This is a genomic window from Paenisporosarcina sp. FSL H8-0542, from assembly GCF_038632915.1.
GTDB lineage: Bacteria > Bacillota > Bacilli > Bacillales_A > Planococcaceae > Paenisporosarcina.
Map to the genome: position 1 here is coordinate 1,142,976 of NZ_CP152050.1, position 18,418 is coordinate 1,161,393.

Annotated in this window: 16 protein-coding genes; 12 read left to right on the forward strand and 4 right to left on the reverse strand. The window is 40.0% G+C overall.

Annotated features, from left to right (window positions below):
- The first annotated feature begins 52 nt into the window (after positions 1 to 52).
- The 11 genes from MHH33_RS06205 to ccpA all read left to right on the forward strand — a co-directional run bounded on the left by MHH33_RS06205 (position 53) and on the right by ccpA (position 10,700).
- Positions 53 to 583 carry a DUF84 family protein gene (locus MHH33_RS06205; RefSeq protein ID WP_342543229.1) on the forward strand — a complete coding sequence of 177 codons (531 nt, stop codon included), beginning with the start codon at positions 53 to 55 and terminating at the stop codon, positions 581 to 583.
- Between the two features lie 65 nt (positions 584 to 648).
- Complete coding sequence (locus tag MHH33_RS06210) at positions 649 to 1,167, forward strand: hypothetical protein (protein WP_342543230.1); 519 nt, start codon at positions 649 to 651, stop codon at positions 1,165 to 1,167.
- Between the two features lie 13 nt (positions 1,168 to 1,180).
- A complete protein-coding gene (locus MHH33_RS06215) occupies positions 1,181 to 1,495 on the forward strand; it encodes a thioredoxin family protein (RefSeq protein WP_342543231.1) in 315 nt (104 codons plus the stop codon).
- 73 nt (positions 1,496 to 1,568) lie between these two features.
- A complete protein-coding gene (locus tag MHH33_RS06220; protein ID WP_342543232.1) occupies positions 1,569 to 2,384 on the forward strand; it encodes a DUF1444 domain-containing protein in 816 nt (271 codons plus the stop codon).
- Complete coding sequence (gene ytpR / locus MHH33_RS06225; protein WP_342543233.1) at positions 2,381 to 2,986, forward strand: YtpR family tRNA-binding protein; 606 nt, start codon at positions 2,381 to 2,383, stop codon at positions 2,984 to 2,986. The genes MHH33_RS06220 and ytpR overlap by 4 nt, the downstream gene beginning before the upstream one ends.
- Before the next feature lie 115 nt (positions 2,987 to 3,101).
- Positions 3,102 to 5,621, forward strand: a complete 2,520-nt coding sequence (locus MHH33_RS06230) for a DNA translocase FtsK (protein WP_342543234.1) — start codon at positions 3,102 to 3,104, stop codon at positions 5,619 to 5,621.
- A gap of 144 nt (positions 5,622 to 5,765) precedes the next feature.
- The gene (murC, locus tag MHH33_RS06235; protein ID WP_342543235.1) at positions 5,766 to 7,061 is read left to right on the forward strand and encodes a UDP-N-acetylmuramate--L-alanine ligase; all 1,296 of its coding nucleotides are present in this window, start codon (positions 5,766 to 5,768) and stop codon (positions 7,059 to 7,061) included.
- A 147-nt stretch (positions 7,062 to 7,208) separates the two neighbouring features.
- Positions 7,209 to 7,694 (forward strand): DUF948 domain-containing protein, encoded by a 486-nt coding sequence (locus MHH33_RS06240; RefSeq protein ID WP_016426591.1) that lies wholly within the window; start codon positions 7,209 to 7,211, stop codon positions 7,692 to 7,694.
- A gap of 12 nt (positions 7,695 to 7,706) precedes the next feature.
- Positions 7,707 to 8,273 (forward strand): YtxH domain-containing protein, encoded by a 567-nt coding sequence (locus tag MHH33_RS06245; RefSeq protein WP_342543236.1) that lies wholly within the window; start codon positions 7,707 to 7,709, stop codon positions 8,271 to 8,273.
- A 222-nt stretch (positions 8,274 to 8,495) separates the two neighbouring features.
- The gene (locus MHH33_RS06250) at positions 8,496 to 9,581 is read left to right on the forward strand and encodes a bifunctional 3-deoxy-7-phosphoheptulonate synthase/chorismate mutase (protein WP_016426593.1); all 1,086 of its coding nucleotides are present in this window, start codon (positions 8,496 to 8,498) and stop codon (positions 9,579 to 9,581) included.
- Between the two features lie 120 nt (positions 9,582 to 9,701).
- Entirely contained in the window at positions 9,702 to 10,700 is a 999-nt protein-coding gene (gene ccpA, locus MHH33_RS06255) for a catabolite control protein A (RefSeq protein ID WP_016426594.1), read from the forward strand.
- Positions 10,701 to 10,740: 40 nt separating this feature from the next.
- On the opposite strand, the gene MHH33_RS06260 is transcribed toward ccpA, so the two are convergent.
- From MHH33_RS06260 to MHH33_RS06270, 3 genes are read right to left on the reverse strand one after another with little or no spacing between them, the layout of a single operon-like run.
- A complete protein-coding gene (locus MHH33_RS06260) occupies positions 10,741 to 11,922 on the reverse strand; it encodes an acetoin utilization protein AcuC (RefSeq protein ID WP_342543237.1) in 1,182 nt (393 codons plus the stop codon).
- Positions 11,892 to 12,539, reverse strand: a complete 648-nt coding sequence (locus tag MHH33_RS06265) for an acetoin utilization AcuB family protein (RefSeq protein WP_342543238.1) — start codon at positions 12,537 to 12,539, stop codon at positions 11,892 to 11,894. Before MHH33_RS06265 ends, MHH33_RS06260 begins: the two co-directional genes overlap by 31 nt.
- A 22-nt stretch (positions 12,540 to 12,561) precedes the next feature.
- Positions 12,562 to 13,194: a GNAT family N-acetyltransferase gene (locus MHH33_RS06270; RefSeq protein WP_016426597.1), complete on the reverse strand. Its 633-nt coding sequence runs from the start codon at positions 13,192 to 13,194 to the stop codon at positions 12,562 to 12,564.
- A 171-nt stretch (positions 13,195 to 13,365) separates the two neighbouring features.
- Here MHH33_RS06270 and acsA point away from each other — a divergent pair, with 171 nt between their 5' ends.
- Entirely contained in the window at positions 13,366 to 15,084 is a 1,719-nt protein-coding gene (gene acsA / locus MHH33_RS06275) for an acetate--CoA ligase (RefSeq protein WP_016426598.1), read from the forward strand.
- Between the two features lie 220 nt (positions 15,085 to 15,304).
- Here the strand turns inward: acsA and MHH33_RS06280 are convergent, their stop codons facing one another.
- A complete protein-coding gene (locus MHH33_RS06280) occupies positions 15,305 to 18,208 on the reverse strand; it encodes a transglycosylase domain-containing protein (RefSeq protein ID WP_342543239.1) in 2,904 nt (967 codons plus the stop codon).
- Positions 18,209 to 18,418 lie beyond the last annotated feature (210 nt).

Here is an 18,418-nt window from a genome sequence, read left to right on the forward strand (position 1 = left end):
AAAGAAGTGCCTGAAAAGGCGCTTTTTTTGTGCGGAATTCAAGGAGACTCATATGAAAATTGCTATTGGAACAAAAAATCAGGCAAAAGTGAACGCAGTAGAAAATATATGTTCTTCATTACTGGAAAATGTGGATTTCTTTTCAGTTTCTGTACCCTCGAATGTTTCGGATCAACCAATTGGAGACGAAGAAACTTTACTCGGTGCAAAAAACCGAGCATGGTTAGCTTTCAAGGAATCCCAAGCGGAAATTTCTTTCGGACTCGAGGGAGGAGTGAAAGAGATAAATGGTCAACTGTTTGTTTGCAACTGGGGTGTACTGCATACGAAAACAGGTCAGCAATTTATCGCTGGAGGCGCCCAGATTCCTTTGCCTGCAGAAGTGGCGGAACCCATCCGAATTGGGGAAGAGCTTGGACCTGTAATGGAATCCTACACAAAACAAGTGGGAATACGACATAAAGAAGGAGCCGTAGGTGTGTTCACAAACGGACTTGTCAATCGCAGTGTGATGTTTGAACACATTGTCAAACTATTGATAGGTCAATACTTGTATGCCAATCCTACGCAAAAAACGACTTAAGTTGCAACGATATGGGAACCATATTAAAATAGAACATAGTGCTTTCTTAGATAGGAGGGAAAAACATGAGACGAAAATGGATGCGAATTGCGATCGCACCTTTCTTATTAGTAACTTTAGTTGCTTGTTCTGCAACTCCTGAAGAACAAATGGGAGAAGGAATAAATGCTGCAAAAGAAGCTTTTCAAAATGAATCAGCTGAGCCGAATGAACAAATTGAAAATGTTGAATTATTTGTTCCAAAAGGCTTTTCTATAGAGGAAGATTCGGACGAAACGAACATCGTCATGAAGGATAACGACGAATCGTATGTGTTGTTTGTAAACCCGAATGAACAACAAGATAGTCATTTATTTTATGATTTATTACAAGCTGAGAAAAAAGATGACATTAAAGCTCAAGAGACTTTTGAGCAAAATGGTCGCTTTGGTTTCATCGCTGTTTTACCATCAGGTGAGGAACAATACGAAATTATGGCAAGTATCGGTGGCGTGAAACTAACGACCATTTCGGATAAAGCTAACATTTCGGAGAACATGGAGCAAATGATGGAAATTGTTCGTTCTGTAAAAATTGATTCATAAAGGAGGAATTCAAATGAGAGATTTACAATCTGTTGAAGAATTCCAAGCTCTGAAATTAACGGAAGATGTAGTGTTTCTATTTACGGCTGGCTGGTGTCCGGATTGTCATTTTATTGACCCTTTCATGCCAGAGGTTGAAGAGAAGTTTGAAATCTTCACATTTGTATCTGTTAACCGGGATCAATTTATTGATTTGTGTGCAGAACAAGAGATATATGGAATTCCAAGTTTCTTAGTCTTTAGAAACGGACTGGAAGCAGGGCGTTTTGTCAGCAAAGACCGTAAAACTAAGGAAGAAATAGAACAATTCCTAACAGAACTTCTTTAGAATGTTCCAATATTATGAGAGCGGTTCCGCCCAAATGGTAGGAACCGCTTCCTTTTGTAAAGGATGTGAAATTTTGAAACCAGAACAATTAGTTGAACGATTAAAGCAAGAACTACCGAATCCTTCATTCACGTGGCAACATGATAAAAAAACTGATCGAATGCGTCTGAATCATACTGGGTTGAATAAAGGTATGGAAATTTCATTGCCAGAAATTTTGGCTAAATATGAAATGAAAAAAGATCTGGCAATCCAAGAGGTTGTCTATACCATTAGCCAGACTTTCGAGGCGATGGAACAGGAAACCAAAGGCTTGACCAAATCAACATCACATATATATCCTGTTATCCGTTCAACTTCATTCCCTTTGAAATCGAATGAAGGACATGCATTCGTTGTTACTGATCATACAGCGGAAACACGAATCTATTATGCACTGGATTTGGGGAACACGTATCGATTGCTCGATGAACAAATGATGAGTCAGTTAAATATCACAGATTCAGAGATGAAAGAAGCTGCGCGTTTCCAAGTCAGAAAACTATCAACCGACATGAAAGAAGACCATGTGGCAGGTAATATATTTTACTTTGTCAATGCGAACGATGGATATGACGCCAGTCGTATTTTAAATGAACAATTTTTGAAAGATATGCAAACGAAAATTACAGGAGATATGACATTGTCAGTTCCTCATCAAGATGTGTTAATCATCGGAGATATTCGAAACGAAGCAGGTTATGATGTACTTGCCCAGTTAACCATGCATTTCTTTACAGTAGGTAAAGTGCCAATCACATCTTTATCTTTCATTTACGAAGACGGGGAATTGGAACCGATCTTTATTATGGCCAAAAATCGCGTACAAAAGGAGAACAATGACAAATGAATATTTTTTACAATACAAAGGGTGTCGGAGATGTGCTTTTAGTACAACTGGTCACACATACATTTGAAGAAGTGATAACTGAAACAACAGGTGACATTACGTTAATCAAAGATGCAGAGACAGGCAAAGTTGGGGCATTTAATGTATTTAACTCGAGTAAATATCTTCAATTGACTGAGCAAGGCTCCGTTGAAGTAACAAAAGAAATCGTGGAATCTTTACAACAACTGCTGATCAATCATGATTTTGACTTGAAATTAGAGGTCGACTTTTCGCCTAAATTTGTAGTTGGCTATGTTTCTTCTAAAGAAAAACATCCAAATGCTGATAAATTAAATGTTTGCCAAGTTGAAGTGGGCGAAGAAACGCTTCAAATTGTATGTGGAGCCCCGAATGTGGAAGCGGGCCAAAAAGTAGTAGTAGCAAAGGTTGGCGCTGTGATGCCAAGTGGTCTAATGATCAAAGATGCAGAATTACGTGGCGTTGCATCGAGTGGTATGATTTGTTCGGCGAAAGAATTGGCTTTACCAGATGCACCTACCGAAAAAGGGATTTTAGTATTAGAAGACACTGCTGAAATAGGATCAGCTTTCCAAGCATAAACTAGGTAAAACTCTGTGTACTCAAGGATTTTGATGCGCAGAGTTTTTTTAAGCCGTTTGATTTGACTTACAAACCTGCTAAAATGGAAGCATTGACACGAAAAGAGGGTTTGTATTGAATTGGTTGACCAAAACATTAAAAAAAGTATTTTCAGAAGAATCAATAGAAAAAGAAGAAGTAATATTAATAGAAGAAATTGAGCAGACTACATACAGAGAGACCAAAACACCTTTCCGATTCCCTTTAATCAGCGATGATGAGAAAGATCGTTCAGAAGATGCTGATTTAGATGATGGAGAAAAGGAAGAAGAATATCAACCTTTATATATGCATAAACAATGGCAACAGAAGCGACAAAACACAGTTGTCCATCAAGCGACAAAACCAAGAGTAGAGCACTCAAGTATTCCGAGTCCAAGAGATAGCTTTTCGACCACAAGAGAAAGCTTCCAAGAAGTAAAGCCAAGAATAACAAAAGTGCCTGTTCAGTCGAAGCCGTTTGTTCCTTCAGAAGTTCCATCCCCTATTCATGGTTTCAATCGCCCAAAAATATCTCCGATTGATGATCTATTAGCCAAAAAGAACATGGGTGAAATGAATAAAGAAACAGCGGCTTCCATTATCGAAGAAAGTGAATCACCGACGATTAAGCCATCTGGAACCATCATCAAACAAAGCGAACTGGAAATGAAAAAGCATCAACCTATCACAGAAAAAGAGATAGTTCGGGAAACACCTTTCCGTTCGAAAATATCTCCTTTTGATGAGTTGTTGGCTAAAAAGAATGAGATAAAAGTCGTTGAACAAGAGGCGAGTGTATTTGTTGAAGTTAAACCGACTGAAACAAACATTTCCAAGCAATTAGAATCTGAAATGCTCGAACAATCAGCCACAATACAAAAAGAAGTTGTAAATGAGTCCCATGTAAAGGTTGAAGAACAGTTGGATGTAGAGATGCCATCGGCTATTGATGAGCAAGTAACCGACATCCCATTAACAGAAAAGAAAAAGAAATCTTTGCCTTTTAATGTGATGATGCTTAATTCTGATAAGGCAAAATATCAGCAAGCCACAACACGAACAAATATGATACCTACTATAATGCCAAAACAAGAGATTCCTAGTAAACCAATCGAACAACAGCCAGTGGATGCTCCTGTTGAAAGGTCGACTGGTCAGGACCAACAACTTGATCATGCAGTTGTGGAAGATAGTCAGCCTGGCTATATTTTCCCGAGAGAGAGATATTTAGTACCACCTGAGCAAAAGACGCAAGATAACGAGTGGATGAGCATGCAAGCTGCTCGATTAATCGAATCCTTGTCTTATTTCCAAGTTAAAGCGGAAATTGTAAGCATGGTTCAAGGTCCTGCTGTCACACAATTTGAAATGACAGTCGGTCAAGGGACGAAAGTAAGCAAAATTCGTAATCTGGCGGATGATTTGAAATTGGCACTTGCTGCGAAAGACATTCGGATACAGGCACCGATTCCTGGGAAAAGTTCGATTGGAATTGAAATTCCAAACCAAACGTCCCGTCCTGTCCGTCTATCGGAAGTTGTCGGGAGTTCAAACTTCACGGATTCTGACTCACCGCTAGAAGCAGCTCTCGGATTAGATTTGACTGGGACACCTATTACCATTGATTTGCGTAAAATGCCACATGGCTTAATTGCGGGAGCAACGGGATCAGGTAAGTCAGTTTGTATTAATTCTTTATTAATCAGCTTATTATATAAAGCCACGCCGAAAGAATTAAATTTACTCCTGATTGATCCGAAAATGGTAGAACTGGCACCCTTCAATCATATCCCTCATCTCGTCAGTCCCGTCATTACTGACGTTAAGGCTGCAACTGCTGCACTAAAATGGGCAGTAGAAGAAATGGAACGCCGTTATCAGCTGTTTGCTCATACAGGGGTAAGGGATATCACGCGTTATAATGCAATGGCAGAAGAGAAAAGACAATTTGCACAAAAAATGCCTTATTTGTTGATTGTTATTGATGAATTGGCAGACTTAATGATGATGGCACCTACGGAAGTGGAAGAATCCATTTGTCGGATTGCCCAAAAAGCACGTGCTTGCGGGATTCATTTAGTGGTCGCTACACAACGTCCGTCTGTAGATGTCATAACAGGACTGATTAAAGCAAATATCCCGACTCGTATCGCATTTTCAGTATCCTCACAAATAGATTCGCGCACGATTTTGGATGTCCAAGGTGCTGAAAGGTTACTCGGACGAGGCGACATGCTCTACCTCGGCAATGGTATGTCTGCGCCAATCCGTATACAAGGGACCTATGTAACGGATGAAGAGATGGAAGAAATTATTGAACACGCACGTAGTCAAGGAGAACCATCATATTTATTTGAGCAAGAGGAATTGGTACGTCGTCTGGAAGTGGCAGAAGATCAGGATGAGTTATTTGAAGAAGCGTGCCGATTTATTTTGGAACAAGGTTCTGCTTCAACTTCACTGCTTCAACGTAAGTTTCATATAGGCTACAACCGTGCAGCAAGACTTGTTGACTTAATGGAACAGCATGGATATGTTTCGGAATCAAGAGGAAGTAAAGCACGGGAAGTTTTCATTACAGAAAATGATTTACAGCTTCTCTTCAATGATTGACAATGGAATTGAGAATAACCCCAGCCAGGTCTATATAATTGTGGGAAAAATCGTTCATTTCTAGGCAAGATTAAATGATGATATAATGGGGTAAGGAATTATTGATAATAAAGTACGGGCACCTTTCCCAGGAGGTTTATACAAATGACAGTGTTTCATTTTACAGGAATTAAAGGGTCTGGCATGAGTTCACTTGCACAAATTTTGCACGATGCAGGGAACCAGGTTCAGGGCTCTGATATAGAGAAACATTTCTTCACTGAAGATCCACTACGAGAACGTGACATCAAAATCTTGCCATTTAACGCAGATAATATTGAAAAAGGCATGACCGTAATTGCGGGGAATGCATTTAAAGACAATCATGAAGAACTGATTCGTGCTAACGAATTAGGAATCGATGTAATCCGTTATCACAAGTTTTTAGGGAACTTAATGGGCCAGTACATCTCGGTAGGTATTACAGGATCACATGGCAAAACTTCTACAACGGGTTTGATGTCACATGTATTAAGTGGCTTTGCACCGACTTCATATTTAATTGGAGATGGAACGGGTCATGGTGAATCGCAAGCACAATACTTTGCTTTTGAAGCATGTGAATACCGTCGTCATTTCTTAGCATACCATCCTGATTACATGATCATGACTAATATCGATTTTGATCATCCGGATTATTTTGGTGGCATCGACGATGTGGTTGAGGCATTCCAATCAATGGCGCTTCAAGTGAATAAGGCCATTATTGCATGTGGTGATGATGAACATCTACAAAAAATCCATGCCAATGTTCCCGTTGTGTTTTATGGATTTGGCTCAGAAAATGACTTTGAAGCTCGTAATGTGGTGAAAACGACTTCTGGGTCTACATTCGATGTTTTCGTTCGAAATGAATTTTATCGTACATTTGAAATCCCTTCATTCGGAGACCATGCCGTACTAAATGCATTGGCTGTCATTTCTTTGTGTAATTACGAAGGAATCCCTGCTGATATTATTCAGCAGCAGTTGCATACATTCGGTGGCGTCAAACGCCGTTTTGCTGAAAGCAGAAAAGGAAATCGAATCTTAATTGACGATTATGCACACCATCCGACTGAAATCAAAGTAACCATCCAGTCGGCTCGTCAGAAGTATCCAAATCGTGAAGTCATTGCAATATTCCAACCTCATACGTTTTCACGCACGCGCACATTCCTTAAGGAGTTTGCAGAGAGCTTGGAAACGGCTGATAACGTATATTTGTGTGATATATTCGGATCAGCACGTGAAAATGCAGGAGACTTAACCATCGATGATTTATGTGATCTGATTGACAACTGTGTTGTCCTGAAAACCGAAGAAATTGATGTGTTACTGAAGCATCAAAATGCTGTATACTTATTCATGGGTGCAGGGGATGTTCAAAAGTTCCAAGCTGCCTTCGAACAAAAAATATAATTTCACAAAACTCTGGTCTTTTTTGACTGGAGTTTTATTTTTATGGAGGAAATAAAATGTTTTTGTGGAATAAAGATAACATAGATGTTTATTTACCGCTATGTGTGGGAAGATAGGTAGTATGTACAATCTAGAGGAGGAACTCGAATGGAAATAATATTATACATAGCAGCGTTGGTTGCAGCTATAGGCTTTCTCGTTCTTTGCGTTAGTCTTGCGATGACATTTACATCGCTGAAGAAGACGCTTAATGAATTTTCAGACACAATGTCTGGATTAGAAGGTCAATTACAAGGAGTAACAAGAGAGACAACAGAATTATTGCATAAGACAAATGGTTTGGCTTCAGATATTCAAAATAAATCTGAAAAACTTAACAGTGTTGTAGATGCCGTGAAAAATGTAGGGGAGTCAGTAAATGGCTTAAATACATCAATCCGACGCATTACATCGTCAATTACGACAGAGGTAGAACGCAATGAAGATAAGATTGCGCAAGTTGTGCAATGGAGCAATGTTGCTCTAGGCATTCGCGACAAGTGGAAAGAAAGAAAAGCAATTGAAGAAGCTAGAGCAGGCTACACGATTTATGCAAGCGAACCAGATAAATCAAATAGAGATACAAAAAAATAAGGGGGAACCAACATGACACAATTTAAACCAAATTATAACGAAGCGAAGTACAACCACGAGTTTTATTCGAATAAATCCAATCAGACGGAAGCCTATCTTCCACAAGCGTATGAGTATTCCAATGGACAGCACCGAGATCCAATTTATTCAAAATCAAGTGATGATATGAATTCTAAGGATTTCTTAATCGGTGCATTGGTAGGCGGAATTATTGGAGCAGCTACTGCTTTATTCCTTGCTCCAAAATCGGGTGCTGAGCTTCGTGGAGATGTGACAACTCAAGCTTCTTATCTAAAAGAAAAAACGGTTGATTTATCATCAACTGCCAAAGTAAAAACGTCTCAATTATCAACTCAATTAAAAGAAAAATCAGGTCCTTTGGTAGATAAGGTCAAGTCAATTAAATCAAAAACGCCAACATTAATGGATGATGGTACAGTTTCATCAGAAGGGGAAGAGCCAATTGACTTCATGGAAACTGTAACGAATACAGCGTCTGAAGTTGTTGGGGAAAGCTCAAACGAAACTTCAACCGCACAAGCATTAAAAGAAGCTGTAGAAGTCAAGAAAAGTCTATAATATTAAGTTTTAAAAAGCCCGCATAGTTAATATGTGGGCTTTATCTTGTATAAAACAATGATTACAATTAGCATTGAAACTTTCGCGCGTTGAAGCGTTAAAGATGTTTTGCGTGACTTTTAGAAATGTACATACTATAATGGTTCTATTATCAAAAAAAGCATCATACATCTTCCGATTGAATTTCGTGGATTTTGTATGGGTAAGAGAGGAGATCAAGGTATGAGCCATCAAGAATTAGATAGCTTACGCACAAATGTTGACGAATTAAACTTAGAAATTCTTCGTTTAATCAATGAGCGTGCTGCAGTCGTAAAAGAAATTGGAAAAGTAAAAGAAAAGCAAGGTGTCAACCGATATGATCCTCTTCGCGAACGTCATATGTTGAACTTACTAAAAGAAAACAATGCGGGTCCACTACCGCAATCAACTGTAGATCATATTTTCAAGGAAATCTTTAAAACTGCATTGGAGCTTCAGGAAGATGATCACCGTAAAGCACTTCTTGTTTCTCGTAAAAAGAAAGCAGAAGATACAATTGTTGTAATCAATGGGGAACGCATTGGAGAAGGCAAGCCATCATTTGTATTCGGTCCATGTGCTGTAGAATCATTTGATCAAGTTGCAGCTGTAGCAAATGCAATCCAACATAAAGGCTTGAGAATGATCCGAGGAGGAGCTTACAAACCTCGTACATCACCTTATGATTTCCAAGGTCTTGGACTTGAAGGTTTGAAAATCCTTAAGCGTGTTTCAGAGCAATACAATCTTGCAGTTGTTTCTGAAATTGTGACACCTCATCATCTAGAAGAGGCATTAGATTACATTGATGTTGTTCAAATCGGCGCACGTAACATGCAAAACTTCGAGTTATTGAAAGCAGCAGGTGCCATTAACAAACCGGTGTTATTGAAACGCGGAATGGCTGCAACGATTGATGAATTTATACATGCTGCCGAGTACATCATCTCCCAAGGAAATGATCAAATTATTTTATGTGAACGTGGAATTCGAACATACGAAAAAGCGACACGTAATACACTCGATATTTCAGCAGTTCCAATATTAAAACAAGAAACACATTTACCTGTGTTTGTGGATGTAACCCATTCAACAGGACGTCGTGATTTACTATTGCCTACAGCGAAAGCGGCAATTGCCATTGGTGCAGATGGTGTTATGGCTGAAGTACATCCAGACCCAGCTGTTGCTTTATCTGATGCAGCACAACAAATGAACTTACAGCAATTTGACGAGTTTTACGATTCTCTTCAAAAGTTCATGAAATCATACGAATTTCAATCATAAGCATCTTACCGGTTCAATTTCTGAACCGGTATTTTTCTTTCGTTTGACGTAACGTTGGAAAACGTCAGAAAACTATTATATGATGGTATGAGATAGGGACCGAGCAGGGAGTGTAAGCACATGACAATTACAATTTATGACGTAGCACGTGAAGCTAGCGTTTCGATGGCAACGGTTTCACGAGTTGTTAACGGCAATCCGAATGTAAAACCGGCTACTCGGAAAAAAGTGCTGGACGTTATTGAACGATTGGAGTATCGTCCAAACGCGGTTGCCAGAGGACTGGCAAGTAAGAAAACAACTACAGTTGGAGTTATTATTCCAGATATATCAAATATTTTTTACGCAGAACTTGCACGAGGAATAGAAGATATTGCGACCATGTATCGCTATAATATTATATTATCAAACTCGGATCAGCGAGAAGATAAAGAGTTACAACTCCTGGAAACGATGTTTGGAAAACAAGTGGATGGAATTGTGTTCATGAGTGAACATGTATCGACAGAGTTGTTAAATATGATGGAGCGATCGCCCGTACCAATCGTTTTAGCAGGTACAATTGATCCTTCAGGGAAAATGCCTTCTGTAAATATCGACTATCACCAGGCAGCTTATGAAGCGGTTAATCGCTTGCTTCAAAATAATCACAAACGAATCGCGTACGTTTCTGGGTCATTATCGTCCACCATCAATCGTGCATTCAAATTCACAGGCTATGAAAAAGCTTTAGGGGATGCAGGTCTTGATATGAACGAAGAATTGGTAGTGGAAAGTGAAGCCACTTATGACGCAGGGCATGCAGCATTCAGTAATTTAAAGAGTATGCAAGATGCACCTACGGCTTTCTTTGCAGGAAACGATGAACTGGCCATTGGGCTAATTCATGGAGCTCAGGATTCCGGTTTCCATGTTCCTAACGACATTGAAGTCATTAGTTTTGAAAACTCGAAGCTAGCACGAATGGTACGTCCAGAATTAACGAGTATCGTGTTACCTCTATACGATATTGGAGCGGTATCCATGCGTCTGCTGACAAAATATATGAACAAAGAGCAAATTGATGAGAAAACAGTAATATTGCCACACCGAATTGAAGAAAGAGATTCCGTGAAATAATGGAAGGAGTGGACTATGCATAGCGTAGTCCACTCCTTTTTCAATGAGATCGAATTAAATAAAGTGCCTTGTTCAACACTTGTTTATTCTTTTCGGTAATTTCTTCTTTACGAGGTATGGGTTCATATAAGTTATCTGGATCCAACCAGGTGGGAATTAATGGTACGGGTGATTCCGGTTGCCATTTCTCCAACCACTCTTTCGGTAGATTAACTTGAGGAAGTGGAATATTATTCATTTCCATCCACAATAACGACCAGGCTCTTGGCACCACTCTCCATATATCGTATCCTCCACCACCGACGGCAATCCATTTGCCGTCACAATATTCGTGGGCAAGCTGATGGGCAAGCTTCGGAATCTCGTGGTAGATTTTCATGGTTCCATATAGATGAGTCAGTGGATCAAAATAGTGTGCATCTGCTCCATTTTGACTGATGATGACGTCTGGTTTGAAATAGGCAGCAATCTCTCGGAAAGCAGTCATATAAAGTTCCAAAAATGATTCATCTTCTGTAAAGGCGTCTATTGGTAAATTGAATGAAGTTCCATAACCCTGACCGGTACCACGTTCCGTTACATTACCGGTTCCAGGAAATAAGTATCTCCCAGTTTCATGAATGGAGATTGTACAAACATCAGGATCCTCATAAAAGCTCCATTGTACACCATCTCCATGATGAGCATCCGTGTCAATATATAGTACACGGGCTTTATACTTCTGCTGTATGTATTTAATAGCGACCGAACTGTCATTGTAGACACAAAATCCAGATGCGCGCCCATGAAAGCCATGATGCAGTCCGCCACCAAGATTTAGGGCATGCGAAGCTTTATTTTCCATTACATAATCCACGGCAGTTAACGTGCCACCGACCAAACGAGCACTGGCTTCGTGCATATTCGGAAAAATAGGTGTGTCATCGGTTCCAATACCGTAACTCTCTGTTTCTGCAGAAGTGACAAGCCCTTTGCTCGCTTTTTTGACGATATCAATATATCGTGCATCATGCGCAAGCAATAGCTCGTCATCCGTTGCAATGCGGGGAGCGATGATGTCTTCATCTGTAAGCGCATTCATTTTTCGCAACAAATCGGTGGTCAAAGTCAGCCTTTTCTGATTGAATGGATGGTTCTCAGAAAATTTGTAGCCCAATTGATCATCCGAATATATATAAACCGCATGTTTTTTTAGTTTGTCATTCCCGGCATGTTCGGCCATAGCACATCGAAACCTTCTTTACGTATATCTTCAATAATTCCGAGAGGGTTCATCGTCATTACACGGAATACCAAGATCTTGTTGTTGTCATTTTGGATATCTGGATACACAAGAACACTTAATACATTTGAATTATGATCATGAAAAACTTTGGAAACTTCAAATAATATACCAGGTTTATTCGGTACACGAACCTCAATTTGAGAACCTGGTTGGTGGGCGCCTGTTAATTCAATATATTTATATAATAAATCTGTTTCTGTAACGATACCAACTAATTTCCCACCACTGACGATGGGCAGACACCCAATTTGTTGATCATAGAAAATCGTGGCAACTTCTTCAACAAAGTCCAGCGGATGTCCGGTTATAGGATTTTTCGTCATAATTTCTTCAAGAGGTGTTGAGTATATATCCTGATTATGTCCTACTATCCGATTGGAAGGTGTGGCATCTTTGATATCTCTATCTGATACAACCCCTACTACTTTGCCTTCATTATCGGTAATCGGCAAGTGTCTGATCTTACTTTCACGAAGGAGACTGATTGCATCTTTAATCGAATGTGAAGGCTGTAAGGTCAGGACATTTGTTTTCATCATTTGTTCCACAATCATATGTCAAAAACTCCTTTGCGGATTAATACATAAATCGATTCATAAAACGTAACTGATCAAAGCGTTGAATGGATTCATTGTCAATACGAGCACCAATTTTAGCCATTAAACAATTGGCCGGATGGGAGCTGATTTCTGGATCATCGGTTGCAAAGTATTCCAATCCACCTGCATTCATCATTTTTTCCATCACTTTTCGGTACTCCCATACATTCAGTCCAGTACCTTTTAAATCCCAATGCCAATAATACTCAGTAGTAATGGTGATATAATCTTCCATTGCATCATCCATCATCGAAACGTGAAGCAAGCTCTTTCCGACACCGGTTCCACGAAACTTTGGAATGACTTCAATGGCCCCCAGTTCAATTAAGTTGCTCATTTGCCCTTTCGACCAACGTTCCAAAGGGTCAGGATACAAGAATGTTACATAGCCCACAATGGTCATGTTGTCACGAGCTATCAGAATTCTGCCTTCTGGCAACTTAGCAATTTCGATGATTGCCTTATGTTGCTGGGCAGGAGGTCGGAATGCCACCAAATCATCATGAAAGTCGTAACGTGCAAGATCTGCTGATGATATAGGTCCTTCGATAATTAAATGGCCATGTTTAGTCTTCAATTCCATGGCATTATAGGTTTTTTTATGATCCATTTGTACACCACCTGAAAAGAATTACGTAGTTTCATTATACATGAAAAAAACATAAGGAAAACGTTTTCAATTTGATTAGAAGAGTCATAGTCGAAAAAGTAAAATTATTCGCCATTTACTTTCAATTTAATGTAAACTAGTATTTGTATCGTAATTGAGAGGGTGGTAGAAATGAAACTTGAAGTACTTCCGGTCGTTCAAGGAGATTATTTACTCCAAAACTACGACGAAACTGCAGCCAATTTCGATTGGAAAGAGGCAGAAAAGGCGTTTAGTTGGCATGTGACAGGTCGTATGAACGTGGCGCACGAAGCCATTGACCGTCATGCAAATTCAGACAGAAAAAACAAAATCGCTCTTTATTACAAAGATGCAATTCGCAAAGAATCTTATACGTTCAATGAAATGAAAAAATGGACAAACAAAGCAGCGAATGCCTTGAAAGCCCATACAAATCTTGAAAAAGGTGACCGTTTATTTATCTTCATGCCGCGCTCGCCTGAATTGTATTTTGCGTTAATCGGTGCTCTTAAAATGGGTGTAATTGTTGGACCATTGTTCGAGGCATTTATGGAAGGTGCAGTCTATGATCGTTTAGCGGATAGTGAAGCAAAAGCGATTGTGACGACCCCAGAGTTGTTAAATCGTATTCCGGTAGATAAATTACCTCACCTGGAAACAATACTATTAGTCGGCGAAAACGTGGAAGAAGATAATAAAACAGTAGATTTTATGAAACATTTGAAAGCTGCGTCTCAGTATTTCCAAGTGGAGTGGCTCGATAAAGAAGATGGATTGGTTCTTCATTATACGTCTGGTTCAACTGGCAAGCCTAAAGGTGTATTACACGTACAGGAAGCCATGGTACAACATTATCAGACTGCAAAATGGGTGTTGGATTTAAAAGAGCAGGATATTTATTGGTGCACAGCAGATCCAGGTTGGGTAACAGGGACCTCTTATGGAATTTTTGGTCCATGGTTAACTGGAACAACAATGGTTGTGTTAGGAGGACGTTTTTCTCCTGATGCATGGTACCAAGCGATTGAAGACTTCGGTGTAACGATTTGGTATAGTGCGCCAACCGCTTTCCGTATGTTGATGGGAGCTGGCGATGCTTTAGTGAAGGAATATGATTTATCTTCGCTGCGTCACGTTTTATCTGTCGGTGAACCATTGAATCCAGAAGTAATCAGATGGGGAGCAGAAGTATTCCGCCATCGCATACATGATACATGGTGGATGACAGAAACAGGCGCTCAGATGATTTGTAACTATGCGTGCTTGCCAATTCGCCCTGGATCAATGGGCAAACCAATTCCAGGTGTGAAAGCAGCTATCGTGGACGATCGTGGGGTTGAGTTGCCTCCATATCAAATGGGGAACTTGGCACTTAAAAAAGGCTGGCCATCAATGATGCGTCAAATCTGGAATAATCCTGAAAAATATCAATCGTATTTCCTTAACGATGAATGGTACGTTTCAGGAGATTCTGCTTATATGGACGAAGACGGGTATTTCTGGTTCCAAGGGCGTATTGACGATGTCATCATGACTTCTGGCGAACGCGTAGGACCATTTGAAGTGGAAAGCAAACTTCTCGAGCATCCATCAATTGTCGAAGCGGGTGTAATCGGAAAACCGGATCCAGTTCGTGGAGAAATCATTAAAGCCTTCGTAGCATTGAAAGAAGGTGTTGAACCTTCGGACGAATTGATTGCTGATATACAACAATTCGTGAAAAAAGGATTAGCTGCACACGCTGCTCCGCGTGAAATTGAATTTAAAGACAAGCTACCGAAAACACGCAGTGGGAAAATCATGAGACGTGTGTTAAAAGCGTGGGAACTTGATTTACCAACAGGCGATTTATCTACAATGGAAGATTAATGAAAATGCCAACAGTTTGCACTACTGCAGTGCTAGCTGTTGGCATTTCTTTATTGAAAAGCGTATCACGTCATTTTATCTAGACACTTTGAAATGTGAAGCTGGCCACGCTACCTGACTCCAACCGAGTGAAGCGGAGGCGTGGGCTGGCGCTTGAAGCTGGATAAATAGAAAAGCAGTAAAACTTATCGATGCTGATAAGTTTCACTGCTTTTTAATTTTATGCTCCTTCACCATCTCCAGGAGGTGGTTCTACTGGAGGTGGCTCTACTGGAGGCGGCTTAGGTTTCGGATCCGGTTTAGGTTTTGGATCTGGCTTCGGCTTTGGTTCTGTACCAGGTTTAGGTTCTGGTTCAGGTGCTTCTACGTTTACCATATTGGATGCGGGAGATTGGTTCCCTGTAATATCCACAGCAACCACGAAGTATGTGCCTGGGCTGCTCAATTGATACGAGTTGCCACTTGCTTCTTTGACGGAAGTTAACAAAGCATTGCCACCAGTACTTTTGAACACTCGGTATCCAACGACATCTTTGGAAGCGGAATTCGACCAAGTTAGAGTTCTTCCTGAAATGGAAGCAGAAACTGATCCCGGTGAAGCCCCATCAGCATCGAATGTATCTTCAGATACTACCCGGTCTGCAAAACTAGAATTTTGAGGAAAAAGCTTACTTGCATCACCGTTGATATTGCCAAACATACGATTAATAAAGTCTTTGTTCACACCAACTCCACCACTGACTACAAATTCGCTAGGTGTTGACGAAAGTGCGCGATAACGTTTGCCATCGATCATGACGTAAGATGATGAGACGAAGCTATCATCTGCTTTCCTTGGTACGTAAGTGTTGGCATTGAATAAATCAGATCTAACAAGACCTGCACGAGAACATTCTTCTGATGGAGACATTCCTGAAATTGCACAGAATGAACGAGAGACAACGCCTTTAGGCTGCTTGAATCCGGCAGCTGGGTCCACCAGTTCAGGATTCACATCATATGAACTATTCATCAATCTAGCCCATAACATATTGACGCGAGTTCCTGGTTGTTGATAAGTACCATTCGAAATATTTAAATTGGTTGGAGTATCGTAACCTAGCCATACACCAAGTGTGATAGAAGGGTTATATCCCATGAACCAAACATCGTGTGCATTATTTGTTGTTCCCGTTTTAGCTGCAAAATCAGAATTGAATTTCAATTCCGATTGCGCCCGTCTACCAGTACCTTCAGATAAAACATCTCTTAACATATCAGTTACGATATATGATGTTTGTGGAGAGTAGACAGGTACAGCTTTTGATTGATGCTTGAAAATAATATTGCCATCAGCATCTTCAATTTTCTCAATCATATATGAATCGATAAATTGACCACCATTCGCCAAAGTGGCATATGCATTTGTGTTTTCTTCAATTGTGACACCATTTCTAATACCACCAATTGAAGCGGAAAGGTTTACATAATCCTCATCTATTAAACGAGAGAATCCGAGTTTTTTTAAAAATTCGGCTGGACGTTTTTCGACAATTTGATTATACAATCTTAAAGCTGCCAAGTTTTGTGAAGTTGCCAGTGCCTGTCGGGCAGGAATGATACCAAGTTCTTGCTCTTTATTGAAGTTTCCAGGTGAGTATGGATTTCCACTGCCGTCTACATAGTCTTTGAATGCAACATCGACGACCGGACTTCCAGCACCGATCACACCATACTCAATGGCAGGAGCATAAATTAATAAAGGCTTCATGGTTGAACCATTTTGACGATATCTTTGTGTTGCATGATTTGATGCTTCAATTTCATAACTACGTCCACCGATAAAACTTAAGATTCTGCCCGTACTATTTTCCATCAGCACACTGCCTACCTGAACAGGTTCTTCAACCCATTCATTTTTTTGTGATTCAGCATTGTATTTTTCAACCTTGATAGATGGGCCATAGTTTTTAAATTCATCTTTAACTTTTTGATGAGCGTCATACATTTCTTTGTCTATGGTTGAATGTATTCGGTAGCCGTTATTACGCATTGCACGGTCGGCCATAATTGTATATTTTTCATTTAATTTTTCTTCATCTTTTAAACGAGAAGGGTCAATGCCGTCTTTTTCAGCTAACAATTCCGCTATAATCTGTTTTGCTTGGCGTTCCAATTCATATGTTAAGAAAGGGTATCTTTCCTGAGGTAATAATTCAGGAGAACGGAAATCTTTTTTAATATCGTAAGCAATCGCTCCGTTATATTCTTGTTCCGTTATGTAGCCGGTTTCTTTCATACGATACAGAACTGTCAGCATCCGATCGATTCCTGGTTTCAGACCATCATCATCTTTCAATAAACCTCCAGAAGTGAATGGTGTATGAGCGAAAGGTGCTTGCGGAATGCCCGCTATAAAAGCAGCCTGAGGTAAATTTAAATCTTTTGCTTTGACATTGAAAATTCCTTCTGCGGCGGTTTCAATCCCTGCAATATTGGCTCCAGAAGCGTTGCGGCCATAGGGGATGATATTTAAATAAGCTTCCAGAATTTCATCTTTTTCCATGAATTTTTCAAGGCGCATGGCAAGAAGAATTTCTTTTGCTTTGCGTTCATAGGAAACTTCATTTGTGAGAATCTGATTTTTGATTAATTGTTGTGTAAGTGTGGATCCACCTGTCTGGCTATCAGAATTCGTTACATCCTGCAGTAGCCCACGGAAAATAGCTTTTGGCACGATTCCATCATGTACTGGGAAATATTCATCTTCCGTTGCATACACTGCATCAAGGACATAAGGAGAGACTTCCTCAAGCTTCGTTTCACGACGCTGTAAATCTGTTCTTATTTTCCCTAAGTACACATTGTTCGCAAAATATACTTCTGAGGTCTCTTCATAACTGAAGATGGATGCGCGCATATCCGCTTCTTCACGAAGTGGTTCCTGATCGACTAGTGAAGCGAAATATCCAGCTGCCACCGATCCTGCAAATGCGCCGCCTACCAAAAGGACAATAAGCAAAATTAATGCGAGATTCCAGATGACCCCTGAGGTAATGCGCAAGCCTTTAGCCCACTGTGCATTCGTCCACCTATCCCATGTTTCGTTTATTTTTTTCAACCAGTTTTTTACTTGATCATTCAACCGAATCGACCTCCTAAAATCTTGTCCTATTATATCATAAAATGGTAGATGCCTAATATATTTATTGACAACGAACAATAAAAGCGTACAATGAAAAAATATATATTATTTTGAGTGATGAAAAGTCCGAAGTAATGAATGCAAGTGCTGTTTAGAGAGCCAGCGGGTGGTGAAAGCTGGTCAGTGTGCATACATGAATTACAGGCTGGG

Bases quoted from the DNA above. Each gene is read 5' to 3' on its own strand.
- MHH33_RS06205 (WP_342543229.1), top strand. From the start codon at position 53: ATGAAAATTGCTATTGGAACAAAAAATCAGGCAAAAGTGAACGCAGTA.
- murC (WP_342543235.1), top strand. From the start codon at position 5,766: ATGACAGTGTTTCATTTTACAGGAATTAAAGGGTCTGGCATGAGTTCA.
- ccpA (WP_016426594.1), top strand. From the start codon at position 9,702: ATGACAATTACAATTTATGACGTAGCACGTGAAGCTAGCGTTTCGATG.
- MHH33_RS06265 (WP_342543238.1), bottom strand. From the start codon at position 12,539: ATGATTGTGGAACAAATGATGAAAACAAATGTCCTGACCTTACAGCCT.
- MHH33_RS06215 (WP_342543231.1), top strand. From the start codon at position 1,181: ATGAGAGATTTACAATCTGTTGAAGAATTCCAAGCTCTGAAATTAACG.
- MHH33_RS06260 (WP_342543237.1), bottom strand. From the start codon at position 11,922: ATGGCCGAACATGCCGGGAATGACAAACTAAAAAAACATGCGGTTTAT.
- MHH33_RS06240 (WP_016426591.1), top strand. From the start codon at position 7,209: ATGGAAATAATATTATACATAGCAGCGTTGGTTGCAGCTATAGGCTTT.
- MHH33_RS06245 (WP_342543236.1), top strand. From the start codon at position 7,707: ATGACACAATTTAAACCAAATTATAACGAAGCGAAGTACAACCACGAG.
- MHH33_RS06250 (WP_016426593.1), top strand. From the start codon at position 8,496: ATGAGCCATCAAGAATTAGATAGCTTACGCACAAATGTTGACGAATTA.
- acsA (WP_016426598.1), top strand. From the start codon at position 13,366: ATGAAACTTGAAGTACTTCCGGTCGTTCAAGGAGATTATTTACTCCAA.
- MHH33_RS06210 (WP_342543230.1), top strand. From the start codon at position 649: ATGAGACGAAAATGGATGCGAATTGCGATCGCACCTTTCTTATTAGTA.
- ytpR (WP_342543233.1), top strand. From the start codon at position 2,381: ATGAATATTTTTTACAATACAAAGGGTGTCGGAGATGTGCTTTTAGTA.
- MHH33_RS06270 (WP_016426597.1), bottom strand. From the start codon at position 13,194: ATGGATCATAAAAAAACCTATAATGCCATGGAATTGAAGACTAAACAT.